Source organism: Enterobacter sp. SA197 (genome assembly GCF_054131575.1).
Window position 1 is genome coordinate 1,428,686 of record NZ_CP096393.1, and the last position, 13,396, is coordinate 1,442,081.

The following is a 13,396-nucleotide window of genomic DNA, read 5'->3' on the forward strand; positions in this document are numbered from 1 at the left end:
ACCTTATCCGGCAAACCCACCGGGAGCGCGGTCAATCTACTTTTTCTCCATCACCGCTTTTTGCGCCACCACGGCCGCTTTCTGCTGCATCCGGTTTTGCATCTGATCGATGATGACCGCCACAATAATCACAATCCCTTTGATCACCATCTGCCAGAACTCGCTGACGCCCATCATCACCAGGCCATCGGCGAGGAAGCCAATCACAAAGGCGCCAATTAAGGTGCCGAGCACGGTGCCGCGCCCGCCCGCCAGTGACGTGCCGCCGAGCACCACCGCGGCGATGGCGTTCATTTCAAAGGCGGTGCCGTTGGCCGGATGGCTCGCCAGAAGCTGGGCGGAGACCACAATGCCTGCCAGGGCGGCGCATAAACCGGAAATGGTATAGACCCAGATTTTGACCTGCTTTACCTTCACGCCAGACAACTCCGCCGCACGTTCGTTGTCGCCAATCGCATAAACGTGACGGCCAAAGGGCAGGCGGCGGGCAACATAGGCAATGACCAGCGCCAGCACAATCATCAGCCAGATGGCCCAGGGAATGCCGAACAGCGTGCCTGCGCCAATCTCATCAAACCCGGTGTTACCCAACTGCGGGTTACCCGACAGGCCGGGGAAGGTCTGCCCGTCCGAGGTCAGCATGGCCGCACCCCGCAGCACGTACATGGTGCCGAGCGTACAGATAAACGGGGCGACGTTATAACGGGTGATTATCCAGCCGTTCACCGCCCCTATCGCCCCGCCAATCAGCAGCACCAGCGGCACAATCACCCATACACTGGGGAAAATGGCGATGCCAAACATCGGCAACACAATACCTTTAGTGATCATCCAGCCGGCGATCATCCCGCACAGACCCAGGGTGGCGCCGATGGAGAGATCGATGCCCGCGGTGATGATGACGAAGGTGATCCCCAGGGCCAGGAAGGCGTTAATGGCAATGTGCTTGATCATGATGACCAGACTGCCCGTCGACAAAAAGCCCGGCACCGTGGCGGTAAAGAAGCCCACTATCAGGAACAGTGCGATAAAGGTGCGCAGCTTCAACAGTAAAAGCAGAATACTTTCGCGTGACAATGACGCGCCCGCTCGCGGAGCCACGGCCACAGATTGCGTTGTTTTCATATCAGAACCCCTGAGCACTTGCCGTTACCAGTGCCGATTCTTCGGCCCGATCGCGTACGATATCGGCGGTCAGTTTTCCGCCGGACATCACCAGAATGCGGTCAGATACCGCCATGATTTCTTTCAGATCCGAGGTGGAGAAGACCACCGCAATACCCTGTTCCGAGAGCTGCACCATCATGCGAAACACATCGGCTTTGGCACCCACGTCGATCCCCCGCGTGGGTTCATCCAGGAACAGCACTTTCGGGTTGGTCAACAGGGAGCGACCAATCACCACTTTTTGCTGGTTACCGCCGCTCAGCGCCTGAATCTCCACCTCTGGTGTTGAAACCTTAATCGACAGACTGCCGATGGTGCTGGCGACCACCGCCTGCTCCTCTTTTTCCGAGATGGTGAAGCCGCGCTGCAGCCGTCGCCATAAGCTGGCGATGGTCAGGTTGGTCGCAACCGAGGAAATCGGGAAGATGCCGGTGCGTTTACGGTCCTCCGGCACCAGACTCATGCCCATGCGGATGCGGTCGGCGGTGGCCAGCCGCTGTGGCACGGGTTTGCTGTCGAGCCACAACTTGCCCAGATAGTTGCGCTCCGTGCCGAGCATGCATTCAAACAGCTCGGTACGCCCGGCCCCCATCAGCCCGTAAATGCCGACAATTTCGCCGCTGTGCACCTTGAAGGTCACATCGTCAACCACCGTATTCCCGGCACTGTTCACACAGGTAATGTGCTCGGCCTCCAGTACCGGTGCGCCAAAGGTACGCCCCGGCGTCAGGAAGTTGCTGACCGGATCGCTGCCGAGCATTTCACGCACAATCCAGGGCACGTCGATATCACACACCTTCGCTTCGGCCTGGAATTTGCCATCACGCAAAATGGTGATGACATCGCCAATTGCCATCAGCTCTTCTAAGCGGTGCGAGATATAGATAATCGAAACTCCCTGGCGGGTCAGTTCGCGGATCACGCGAAAGAGAATCTCCACCTCCGTTTTACTCAATGCCGAGGTCGGTTCATCAAGGATCAGAATGTCCGCGTCTTCCGCCAGCGCTTTGGCAATCTCTACCAGTTGTTGTTGGCCCACTTTCAGATTGCCCACCAACGCCTTTGGCGAGATGGGCTGATCGAGGCGCTTGAGCAGTTCAGCGGTGCGTCTCTCCTGCTCGGCCTCATTAATGGGGGTCACCCCTTTTTGCAGTTCGCGACCGAGAAAAATGTTCTCCGCCACGTTGAGGTTTTCAAACAGATTCAGTTCCTGGTGAACCATGCCAATACCGAGTGCCGCGGCGGCGCGGGTACTGGAAATATGCACGGGCTTGCCGTTGAGTTCGATTTCACCCAGACTCGGCTGCTGCACACCGGCGAGGATCTTCATCAGGGTGGATTTCCCTGCGCCGTTCTCGCCGATTATCACGTTGACTTTGCCGCGCCAGACGTTGTAATCCACGTTATCCAGCGCGATAGTGCCGGGAAAGAGCATCGAAATGCCGCGCGTACGCAGGATAATGTCATCCTCTGGAATATCGCTCATTACTGCCCCTCCTGTTTCAGCTCCAGGGCCACGGCATCCTGGGTCTGACCGGCGTTAATCGTCACTGCCATCACCACGGTTGCGGATTTTCCTGCCCAGCCTGCGTCAACCTCTGGCAGGTCTTTCACGGCAATACGGTTGTAAGCGCGTGAAAGCTGAGCAAACTGAACCTGGTTGGTAAAGTCTTCAAATTTAAAGCCGGTCGCATCACGGATGGCGTTCCCGCGCACTACCGGACCGAGTTGGATCTCCAGCGGTTTGCCATTGAACGACATCACTAGTTTTTGCTCACGTTCGTTGCTCACGTCCACCTTTTCAACCTGACTGGTCAGGCGGACAAACATGCTATGTGGTTTATCGTTGGTGGTTTTCAGTTGCGTGGCGAGTGCGGTGGCGTCCAGCGCATGTTTATGGGATGCGTCGATGACGCGCTCTTGCCAGGTTTGTTGCGCGATCTGCTGTGGGGTCAGGTTGTCGAAGCTCGCTTTCGCATTCGGGTCGGCAGGCATGACTGGCTTGCCGTTTTCATCCAGATCCACCACGGTGCAGGCCGTCAGCAACAGGGTGGTGCACCCTATAAATGCAGCACCCCATTGTTTTAACGACATAACGTCTCCGCGATCACTTGCTCAGGTTGAAGAGTTTCAGTTTGCTGGCGTTGCTTTCATCGATCAGCATGCAGTCCATTAACTGTTTTTCATCTTTCTGTGCTTTGCCGTTTTTCAGGAAGTAATCCGCCTGTTCAACGGCCATCTGGGCCTGCTGCCAGCCCGGTTGCAGAACCGTGGCTTTGATGTTGCCTTTATTGATGATGGAGTCGCGCACATAGTCGCTGCCGTCAAAGCCCACCACGATCACATTGGTTTTGCCTGCGGCTTTCAGTGCCGCTTCTGCACCGAGCGCCATCGTGTCGTTACCGGAAATCACCCCGACGATGTCCGGGTTGGTTTGCAAAATGGCTTCCATACGGGTGAAGGCTTCGGTCTGGCTCCAGTTGGCGGTCTGTTGGGCCACCATTTTCATGTCCGGGTAGTCGTCGAGAATGTCGTGATAACCCTGAGAGCGTACGCTGGCGTTGGTATCAGACTGACGGCCCAGCAGTTCAACGTATTTACCTTTGCCGTTCAGCAATTTGGCGAATTTCTCTGCACCCAGCTGCGCGCCCTGGTAATTGTTAGAGACAATCTGGGCGACAGCCACGCCGGTTTTGTTAATTTCGCGATCAATCAGGAACGCAGGAACGCCTGCCGCTTTCGCTTTTTCCAGTGGCCCTACGGTGGCATCTGCGCCGGCGTTATCCAGGATTATCGCTTTGGCTTTGCGGGCAATCGCCGTTTCAATCAGCTGGTTTTGTTTATTCACATCATCATCATGCGAGGCCACCAGCGTGGTGTAGCCCAGCTCTTTGGCCTTCGCCGCCGCGCCATCGGCTTCGGCTTTGAAAAACGGGTTGTCGTGTGAGGGGGTGATAATGGCGATCAGTCCGTTATCCGCCGCAAACAGCGAACCGGAAGCGGTGATCAGAGAGGCCAGTACAGCAGATTTCAGTAGGGTCATTTTCATCTTTTTCTCCACATTGAATATTTATTCAATAATGATTTATTATTCAAATTAACGATAAATCGGCAAGAGCAAACTGTCTACGGTTTACCCGGCTAATTTCTTAAAAGGAGAAAAGGATCACGATCCTGCGGGGATTATCCTGCGAGGGTAATAACCCGGTTTTCCTGCTTAATCCAAGCTATATCAATGCATTTTCCTGCGTGATGAGGGGAAAAGCTTCTGTCGATACGCAGGCGGATGGCCTGGCTGTTAAGTGCGACCACCTGTGCGCTATGAAAGCCGGGGAAGGGGAGAGCGTCACGGGAAAAGGCTTTGAAAAGACTCTCTTTCGCGGAAAATGCCAGCGTCAGTGCGAGAGGAAACGGCAGGGAGGCATCGGCCAGTATCCGCTGTTCTGCCGGAGTAATAATGCTCGTCGTTAAGGTATGGCACAGCGCATCGGTGAACAACGTTTCAATGTCGATGCCTACAGCCGAGGGCGCGACAACTGCCAGCGCAACGCTGCCGCTGTGGCTGATACTGCCATACACACCTTCGGGCCAGCGTGGTGCACCCGTTTCACCGATGCCCGGCACGGCTTTGATAGCGTGTTCGCGTAGGGCATGTACGGCAGCAATACGCCCGGCCAGGTGCTCGGCTTTGCGCTTACGACCCGCGTCATGCAACTGCTGGTGATGAGGAAGCCACAGCAGATCGTTATCGTTAAAGGTTGAGATATCGAAGCGGATGAGATGAAGAGGGCGGGCGTTAAGGGTGAGGAGGGTGTGGCGAGTGTGCATGGCAAACCTCATGTGTGCATGGTAAACCTCATGTGTGCATGGTAAACCTCATGCAGTCCTCTCCCCGCAGGGCTGAGGAATTCCCAGTAATATTGCGTTTTACAGCGATAACACTGCGCCATGAGAACACAACAGTCACCGCGATGACAGGGTCCGGCTGAAAATCGACGAAGCGTATCCGCAAGGCCGGGGCGCCGCGCAGGGATGCGCGGCGAGGGCGGCTTTACAGGGATGTTTCCTCCGCCCGTCCCCGATAAGCCTGAAGGCATACGCTGAGTGAACCGCGCCAGCGGCGATTTTCCTGGCCGGGAGCCCGGGTCGCCAGGGTGGTGGCGATGAGCCACCCTGGCACGTTCACGGGTTCTGGCGCTACAGAAAAGCAAGGAACATAAGGTGAACGGAATGGCCATCAGAGCCGCATTTTCCCCCTCACCCTAACCCTCTCCCTCAAGGGAGAGGGAACTGTCCGTGCACGCATTTTTCTGGGGATTCCTCTCCCCGTAGGGAGAGGGGGGGCGGTACGTTCGGGACGACCTTAGAAGTGGGTATTCACACCCATGTACCAGGTACGGCCGGATTCGTTATAGGTGTTGGCACCTGCGCCATACATATAGCCGGTCGCGCCGCCGGTAGTCTGGGCATTGCCCATACGCCAGTGACGTTTATCAAACAGGTTGTCGACACCCGCCGTCAGGCTCACGTATTTGTTCACATCCCAGGTCCCGCTCAGGCCCACGATGCTGTAGGGACTGACACCATCTTTTGCAGAACCGGTCACCGGCTTGCCCTGGTAATCGTACTTCTTCGGCTCCTGTTTGCCGTACCAGGTGAAGGTGGACTGCACGGAGACATCCTGGACAATCTGCCAGCTCAGGGTGGAGTTCAGCGTGTATTCCGGAATGATCGACAGACGTTCACCGGTGGTTTTGTTCTTACTCTGCAGCATGTAAGTCACGTTGTTGCTTAAGGTAACCGCCTCGGTCACCGGCACGTTCAGCGTACCTTCCAGACCTTCTACGACCGCTTTAGGCACGTTCTCCCACTGATAAAGGTCGGTTTTCAGCGCGCCCTGATTGGTCTGATTCAGTGGTGAATAGCCCGCTTCAATCTTATTGCGGTAATCGTTACGGAACCACGTCACGCCGGCCAGCCAGCCGTCACGTTTGAACTCAAGGCCAATCTCTTTATTGATGCTGGTTTCCGCTTTCAGATCATCGTTACCCTGCATGTAACAGCCGACGCCGGTGGCGCTGGCGTAGCAGCCCTGACCACGGCTGTAGAGAATGTAGCTGGTGTTGGTCTGGTAGAGGCTTGGCGCTTTGTAGGCGCGCGCGATCCCCATTTTCAGGGTGAAGTCATCCCCCAGCCCCTGCGACAGGTTCAGCGACGGACTCCAGTTATCTCCCACCACCGTGTGATGGTCGAAACGCAGGCCCGGCGTCAGCATGGTGCTGTCGGTCACTTCGATATTGTCTTCGGCAAACAGAGAGAAGATTTCTGCGCTGGAGTAAGGGCTACGACCGGTGCTGTCATAACCCGGAATCGGCCCACCCTGCAGAGCCTGGGTATTGGATGCACGGTCCTTAAGACGCTGCTGATTCCACTCGGTGCCTACGGTCAGGTTCTGATTCACCAGGAGATCCAGGGGCAGGTTCACTTCGCTGTGCAGCATCAGGTCGGCAAGATTGGTGTCAGAGAATTTATCGCTGTTAAACAGACCTTCCAGACCACCGGCTAACCCTTCACCGAGACGGGAGTTGCGGGTGTGCTCGTACTGCACCCAGTTGCTGGTGGTAACACCATTGTCCCAGCCGCCGTTCCAGGTGACGGAGTAGTTCTGGCGATAAAGACGGTTGGTCTCTTTGCCGTAATTCTTCTTCACGTAGTTATTGGAGCTGCTGTCATTGTTGGTGTTCTGGGTGTCACCCGCGTAGAGGTTGCCCTGACGGCTGTAACCGGCCTGGAACTCCAGCGCCTGCATCGGGGCAAAGTCCCAGCGCACCACGCCGTTGATATCTTTATTCTCAACGCCTTCGCGGCCTGCGGCGAGGGTGTTGGCATAGATGCCGGTGCGCTCGGACTGGTGGTCTTTGTTGATATCCCAGGCATCGGCCTGGGTTTTATTCAGGTTGCCGTACAGACGGAAGCTGACGTCGCCGCCAAGCGGCCCCATCAGGCTGAAATCGGTGCGTTTAGTGGAACCTTCTTCTTTGTGTTCAGGGGCATTGAAGTAGCTGTTCCAGGAGCCATGCCACGCCTGGTCGGTGGATTTTTTAGTGATGATGTTCACCACCCCCCCGCCGCGCCGTTACCGTAGCGCGCCGCCGCCGGGCCACGCAGGACTTCGATGCGCTCAATCATATCTGCCGGTACCCAGTTGGTATCGCCACGGGTATCACGCTCCCCACGCCAGCCCTGACGCACGGAGTTGCGGCTGGTCACCGGTTTGCCGTCGACCAGAATCAGGGTGTTTTCCGGGCCCATACCGCGAATATCAATCTGACGGTTGTTGCCGCGCTGGCCGCTGGTGGAGTTACCGGTCAGGTTGACGCCCGGCATGGTGCGGATGATTTCAGAAACGTCACGCGCGGGGGGATTCTTGCGGATTTCATCGGCGGTGATGGTGGAAACCCCCGGCGCCTGCAGATTCTGCTGCGCGGCGGTTACCACAATGGTGTCTTCGTTGCTGGATGCGTCAGTGGCGGTCTCTGCAGCGAAAGCGGGCAGCGCGGCGCCATAGATCCCAAAATTGACCAGTAAGGTCAGGGAACGGATTTTGTTTTTCATTGTATTTCCTGCTTTTTCCGCCGCGTTCCCAGGTCCATCCTTTCCCAACGGGTAAGGAAAACGGCATGATGTCGCCAGCATGGTGCAACGGGAGCTCATCCTGAGAAAAATCGCAACAGCTGGCCTTTTTAAGATGAAAGACGCGCCGGTATGGGCGCGGGCAATACGCTATTGCAAATGAAAATAATTATCAATAATATTATCAAGAAATTTGATAGTGCAGACAAAAATTCCACAAGTGATTCGGGGTAATAGGGTGGTGTCAGAGACAGGAAGTGATGCCTGGTGGGCGTCAAAACAGGGGCCGGAGTGGGAAAAAATATCACCGGAACAGTACCTTGTCACCTTCTGGTGGCGTGATCCCTCTGGCTGCGAAGCAACCTCACAGGTAAAACGCGTCTGGCTTTATATTACCGGGGTGACCGATCACCATCAGCAGTCTACGCCTCAGTCTTTGCAACGCATCGCCGGCACCGATGTCTGGACATGGCAGACGCCGCTCGAAGCCAGCTGGCGCGGCACCTACTGCTTTATTCCCTCCACACGCACCGATGATTTCCCGCCGCAGGCCGAAATGACTCCCCCGGATCGCAGCGCGCTTCGGGAAGGCTGGCGCAGTCTTTTCCCCCATGCCATTGCCGACCCGCTCAATGCCCATTCCTGGCGCGGTGGTCGGGGCCATCCGGTCTCACCGCTCTCTTTGCCGGGTGCGCCTGAGCAGCCGGGCTGGGATGCAACCGGGGAGCCCTTTACGCCGCCGGTCTGCCTGGAGTGGAAGAGTGAACGTTTACACAATCACCGCCGCGTGTGGGTGTTTACCACCGGCGAGGACGCCTGCGCTGAACGTCCGCTCGCGGTGCTACTGGATGGTCAGTTCTGGGCAGAAAGTATGCCCGTCTGGCCTGCGCTGGCGGCGTTAACCCGGCAGGGCAAACTTCCCCCTGCCGTCTATGTGCTTATCGACGTGATAGATACCGCTCACCGCAGTCGGGAACTCCCGTGTAACCCTGACTTCTGGCTGGCGGTTCAGGAGGAACTTCTGCCTGAGATCCACGCCGTTGCCCCTTTCAGTGACCGCGCGGATCGCACGGTGGTGGCCGGTCAGAGCTTTGGTGGCCTGGCGTCTTTATATGCCGCACTGCACTGGCCTGCGCGTTTTGGCTGTGTGCTGAGCCAGTCCGGTTCTTACTGGTGGCCGCATCGCGGCGGTCGTGAGGATGGCCTGCTTATTGAGCAACTCAAACGTGACGAGCTCTCGGCGCAGGGCTTACGGATTGTGCTGGAGGCAGGTGTTCGCGAACCCCTTATTATGCGCGCCAATCAGGCCCTGCTTGCTGAACTACAGCGTACACAGCCTTCCGTTGTCTGGCGCCAGGTTGACGGCGGTCACGATGCGCTCTGCTGGCGCGGTGGACTGACGGCGGGGCTTATCACCCTCTGGCAGCCCCTGCTGCACGGTGAATGAGCCGCACTTTTTCATGACAGGAGTCAGGTATGGAATTCAGTAATCCCTTCGATAACCCCGAGGGGCAATTTTATATTCTGCAAAATAGTCAGCAGCAGTACAGCCTGTGGCCGCAACAGTGTGCGTTACCGCCGGGCTGGCAGGTAATTTGCGAGCCGGCATCGCAGGCGGAATGCGCCGACTGGCTTGCGCAGCGCTGGCAGACATTAACCCCGGCGCACCATGCCTGATAAGGAGAAACGGATGACCACGCGATTGCCTTTAGTGGCGGCCCAGCCGGGGATCTGGATGGCAGAAAAACTCTCCACGCTGCCCAACGCCTGGAGCGTTGCCCATTACGTGGAGCTGGACGGCGAACTGGATGCGCCTTTACTGGCGCAGGCGATAGCAGAAGGCGTGCGGCAGGCAGATACCCTGCGCATGCGTTTTACCGAAGATGACGGTGAAGTCTGGCAGTGGGTCGATGAGTCCCTGACTTTTCCTCTGCCGCAGCGGGTTGATCTGCGCGCTGAGCGTGACCCCCATGCCGCCGCACTGACGATGATGAATGCCGATCTGGCGCAAAACCTGCGCGTGGACGGTGGCAGGCCATTAGTGCACCACGCCCTTCTTCAGGTAAGTGATACCCGCTGGTACTGGTATCAGCGCTATCACCATTTACTGGTGGATGGATTCAGTTTCCCCGCCATTACCCGCCAGATTGCCGCCATTTACCGCGCAATGCGCCACGGCGCCCCCAACCCGGCATCGCCTTTTACCCCTTTTGCAGAGGTGGTAGAGGAGTATCAGCGCTACCGCGAGAGCGACGCATGGCAGCGGGATAAAGCCTTCTGGTCTGAACATCAGCGCACCTTGCCAGCAGCCGGGACATTATCCGACGCGCCACTGCCCGGGCGTGCTGCGACCACAGATATTCTGCGCCTGAAAATGACCCTGGATACCGCCGCGTTCCGTCGGCTTACTCAGGCGGCACCGGCCTGCCAGCCTGCTGACCTGGCGCTGGCGCTGGTGGCCCTCTGGCTTGGTCGTCTCAGCAGTCGACTGGACTATGCCGCCGGGTTTATCTTTATGCGCCGGATGGGTTCCGCCGCCCTTACCGCCACCGGACCGGTGCTTAACGTCCTGCCCCTCGGCGTACACATTGACGCCAGCCAGACCCTGGCAGAACTGGCGGCAAGCCTTGCCGGGCAGCTAAAAAAAATGCGCCGTCATCAGCGCTACGATGCCGAGCAGATCCTGCGCGATGCGGGTCGCGCCACCGGAGAAGAACCGCTGTTTGGCCCGGTCTTTAACGTCAAAATGTTCGACTACCTGCTGGATGTGGATGGGATTGCCGGGCAGACCCACACGCTTGCGACCGGGCCGGTTAACGATCTGGAGATCGCGCTTTTCCCGGAGGAAGCAGGTGGCCTGACGCTGGAGGTGCTGGCGAACCGCAGTCGCTATGAAGAGACCACGCTGCGCACGCATACTGCCCGTCTGCACGATTTACTCCGCCAGTTTGCCGCGAACCCGGCGCTTCGCTGCGGCGAGGCGCAGCTTCTCTCAGCCCGGGAGAGTGGTCAGCTTGAGAACATTAACGCTACCGGCATCATGCTGCCGGAGACCACGCTGAGTGAATTAGTGGCGCAGCAGGCCGCGAAAACCCCGAATGCCCCGGCGCTGGCGGACGCACACTGGCAGTTCAGCTACCGTGAAATGCGCGAGCAGGTCGTCGCTCTGGCAAACCTGTTGCGTGAGAAAGGCGTGAAGCCGGGCGACTGCGTTGCCGTCGCGCTGCCGCGCTCGGTATTTCTGACGCTGGCCCTGCACGGCATTGTGGAGGCCGGTGCCGCCTGGCTGCCGCTCGATACCGGTTACCCGGACGAGCGCCTGCGGATGATGCTGGACGATGCGCAACCGCGTCTGCTGATTACCTCTGACGATCAGCTTGCCCGCTTCAATGATATTCCAGACCTGGCGCACCTGTGTTACGGCGCACCGCTTGCGGTGTCCGGCGATGCGCCGCTGGCGCTCTCCCGCCCGGAGCACACGGCTTATATCATTTTTACTTCCGGCTCCACCGGTCGCCCGAAAGGGGTAATGGTCGGGCAGACCGCCATCGTCAACCGTCTGTTGTGGATGCAAAACCACTACCCGCTGAGCGCGCAGGATGTGGTGGCGCAGAAAACGCCGTGCAGTTTTGACGTCTCGGTGTGGGAGTTCTGGTGGCCCTTTATCGCCGGGGCGCAACTGGTGATGGCAGAACCCGAGGCGCACCGTGACCCGCTCGCGCTTCAGCAGTTCTTCGCCCGCTTTGGCGTGACGACCACCCACTTTGTGCCGTCGATGCTGGCGGCCTTTGTTGCCTCACTGACTCCGGCAATCGCACGGGAAACCTGTCATACGCTGAACAAGGTGTTCTGTAGCGGCGAAGCGTTGCCAGCCGCGCTGTGCCGCGAGTGGGAAGCGCTGACACACGCACCGTTGCACAATCTGTACGGGCCGACCGAAGCGGCGGTCGACGTGAGCTGGTATCCGGCCCACGGCGAGACGCTGGCGGCGGTGACGGGCACTAGCGTGCCGATTGGTTTTCCGGTTTGGAACACGGGACTGCGTATTCTCGATGGCATGATGCAGCCGGTTCCGCCAGGTGTGGCCGGGGATCTTTACCTCACGGGCATTCAGCTGGCGCAGGGCTACCTCGGCAGGCCGGATCTCACCGCCAGCCGCTTTATCGCCGATCCCTTTGCGGCGGGCGAGCGAATGTACCGCACCGGGGACGTGGCGCGCTGGCTGAACGACGGCGCGGTGGAGTACCTCGGTCGCAGTGACGACCAGCTTAAAATTCGCGGCCAGCGTATTGAACTGGGTGAAATCGACCGGGCGCTGATGACGCTGCCGGATGTGGCGCAGGGGGTTACCCACGCCTGCGTGTTGAATCAGGCCGTGGCAGGGGAGGGCGATGCGCGCCAGCTGGTGGGGTATGTGGTGTCTGACTCCGGTCTGCCGCTCGATGTCACCGCACTTCGCGAGAGGCTGACGCAGCAGCTTCCGGCACATATGGTGCCAGTGGTCCTGCTGCAACTGAGTGAGCTGCCGCTCAGTGCCAATGGCAAACTGGACCGTAAGGCGCTGCCGCTGCCCACGCCAGTGCGTCAGCAGGATGCCCGCCCGGTGCGTGAAGGGGCAGAAACTCAGGTTGCAGGCGCGTTCTCGGCGCTGCTTGGCTGCGAGGTGCAGGATGCGCAGGCCGACTTCTTCGCCCTCGGCGGTCACTCGTTGCTGGCGATGCGGCTCGCGGCACTGCTCAGTAAAACCTTTGAGCGCCATGTGACGCCGGGGCAGATCATGGTCGCCTCCACGGTGGAAAAGCTGGCGCTGCTGGTAACGCAGGACAGTGTCGACAGTCGTATGGGACTGGAAACCCTGCTGCCGTTGCGCGAAGGGAGCGGCCCGACGCTGTTCTGCTTCCATCCTGCATCCGGTTTTGCCTGGCAGTTCAGCGTGCTGGCGCGTTATCTCTCGCCGCGCTGGTCGATTACCGGCATTCAGTCGCCGCGCCCGGAAGGACCCATGCAGCAGGCGGCGACCCTGGATGACGTGTGTGAGCACCATCTGGCGACGCTGCTGGCACAGCAACCGCACGGACCTTACCACCTGTTCGGCTACTCCCTCGGCGGAACGCTGGCGCAGGGGATTGCGGCGCGACTGCGGGCGCGGGGCGAAACGGTGGCATTTTTGGGTCTGCTGGACACCTGGCCGCCGGAGACGCAAAACTGGTCTGAAAAAGAGGCCAACGGTCTGGACCCGGAAGTACTGGCAGAGATTGCGCGCGAGCGCGAGGCGTTTATCGCCGCCCGGCAAGGGCAGGGCTCAGACGAGATGTTTGCCACCATTGAAGGCAACTACGGAGATGCGGTTCGCCTGCTGAGCACCGCTCACAGTACCCATTTTGCCGGGAAAGCCACACTGTTTGTGGCAGAGCGGACACTGCCGCAAGGGATGGATCCGCAACACGCCTGGTCCCCGTGGGTGGATGAGCTGGAGGTGTACCGTCAGGATTGCGCACATGTGGACATTATTTCGCCACAGGCGTTTGAATCCATAGGCCCGGTACTGCGGGAGTTGTTGGGGTGAGGGCAACGTATCATGGTTAGGGGCAACATG

8 protein-coding genes and 1 pseudogene are annotated in these 13,396 nt (G+C 58.7%); 3 read left to right on the top strand and 6 right to left on the bottom strand.

Annotation, left to right across the window (positions count from 1 at the left end; all coding sequences use genetic code 11):
- Positions 1 to 36: 36 nt before the first annotated feature.
- From M1D91_RS06460 to M1D91_RS06485, 6 genes and pseudogenes are all read right to left on the bottom strand, one after another.
- The gene (locus M1D91_RS06460) at positions 37 to 1,125 is read right to left on the bottom strand and encodes an ABC transporter permease (protein WP_437434306.1); all 1,089 of its coding nucleotides are present in this window, start codon (positions 1,123 to 1,125) and stop codon (positions 37 to 39) included.
- A 1-nt stretch (position 1,126) separates the two neighbouring features.
- Entirely contained in the window at positions 1,127 to 2,653 is a 1,527-nt protein-coding gene (locus M1D91_RS06465) for a sugar ABC transporter ATP-binding protein (RefSeq protein WP_437434307.1), read from the bottom strand.
- Positions 2,653 to 3,261: a DUF2291 family protein gene (locus tag M1D91_RS06470; RefSeq protein WP_437434308.1), complete on the bottom strand. Its 609-nt coding sequence runs from the start codon at positions 3,259 to 3,261 to the stop codon at positions 2,653 to 2,655. The genes M1D91_RS06465 and M1D91_RS06470 overlap by 1 nt, the downstream gene beginning before the upstream one ends.
- A gap of 13 nt (positions 3,262 to 3,274) precedes the next feature.
- Entirely contained in the window at positions 3,275 to 4,216 is a 942-nt protein-coding gene (locus M1D91_RS06475) for a D-ribose ABC transporter substrate-binding protein (protein ID WP_437434309.1), read from the bottom strand.
- A gap of 134 nt (positions 4,217 to 4,350) precedes the next feature.
- On the bottom strand, positions 4,351 to 4,995 hold the full coding sequence (gene entD / locus M1D91_RS06480) for an enterobactin synthase subunit EntD (RefSeq protein ID WP_437434310.1): 645 nt from the start codon (positions 4,993 to 4,995) through the stop codon (positions 4,351 to 4,353).
- A 535-nt stretch (positions 4,996 to 5,530) separates the two neighbouring features.
- Positions 5,531 to 7,782, bottom strand: a pseudogene (locus tag M1D91_RS06485) (TonB-dependent siderophore receptor).
- A gap of 256 nt (positions 7,783 to 8,038) precedes the next feature.
- Between M1D91_RS06485 and fes the strand changes: the two are divergent.
- Genes fes through entF form a run of 3 tightly spaced genes read left to right on the top strand, consistent with a single transcriptional unit; the run spans position 8,039 to position 13,366 of the window.
- Entirely contained in the window at positions 8,039 to 9,247 is a 1,209-nt protein-coding gene (gene fes / locus M1D91_RS06490; RefSeq protein WP_437434321.1) for an enterochelin esterase, read from the top strand.
- 29 nt (positions 9,248 to 9,276) lie between these two features.
- Positions 9,277 to 9,477 (top strand): MbtH family protein, encoded by a 201-nt coding sequence (locus M1D91_RS06495; RefSeq protein WP_437434311.1) that lies wholly within the window; start codon positions 9,277 to 9,279, stop codon positions 9,475 to 9,477.
- A 13-nt stretch (positions 9,478 to 9,490) separates the two neighbouring features.
- On the top strand, positions 9,491 to 13,366 hold the full coding sequence (gene entF, locus M1D91_RS06500; protein ID WP_437434312.1) for an enterobactin non-ribosomal peptide synthetase EntF: 3,876 nt from the start codon (positions 9,491 to 9,493) through the stop codon (positions 13,364 to 13,366).
- Positions 13,367 to 13,396 lie beyond the last annotated feature (30 nt).

Bases quoted from the DNA above. Each gene is read 5' to 3' on its own strand.
- M1D91_RS06460 (WP_437434306.1), bottom strand. From the start codon at position 1,125: ATGAAAACAACGCAATCTGTGGCCGTGGCTCCGCGAGCGGGCGCGTCA.
- M1D91_RS06465 (WP_437434307.1), bottom strand. From the start codon at position 2,653: ATGAGCGATATTCCAGAGGATGACATTATCCTGCGTACGCGCGGCATT.
- M1D91_RS06470 (WP_437434308.1), bottom strand. From the start codon at position 3,261: ATGTCGTTAAAACAATGGGGTGCTGCATTTATAGGGTGCACCACCCTG.
- M1D91_RS06475 (WP_437434309.1), bottom strand. From the start codon at position 4,216: ATGAAAATGACCCTACTGAAATCTGCTGTACTGGCCTCTCTGATCACC.
- entD (WP_437434310.1), bottom strand. From the start codon at position 4,995: ATGCACACTCGCCACACCCTCCTCACCCTTAACGCCCGCCCTCTTCAT.
- M1D91_RS06495 (WP_437434311.1), top strand. From the start codon at position 9,277: ATGGAATTCAGTAATCCCTTCGATAACCCCGAGGGGCAATTTTATATT.
- entF (WP_437434312.1), top strand. From the start codon at position 9,491: ATGACCACGCGATTGCCTTTAGTGGCGGCCCAGCCGGGGATCTGGATG.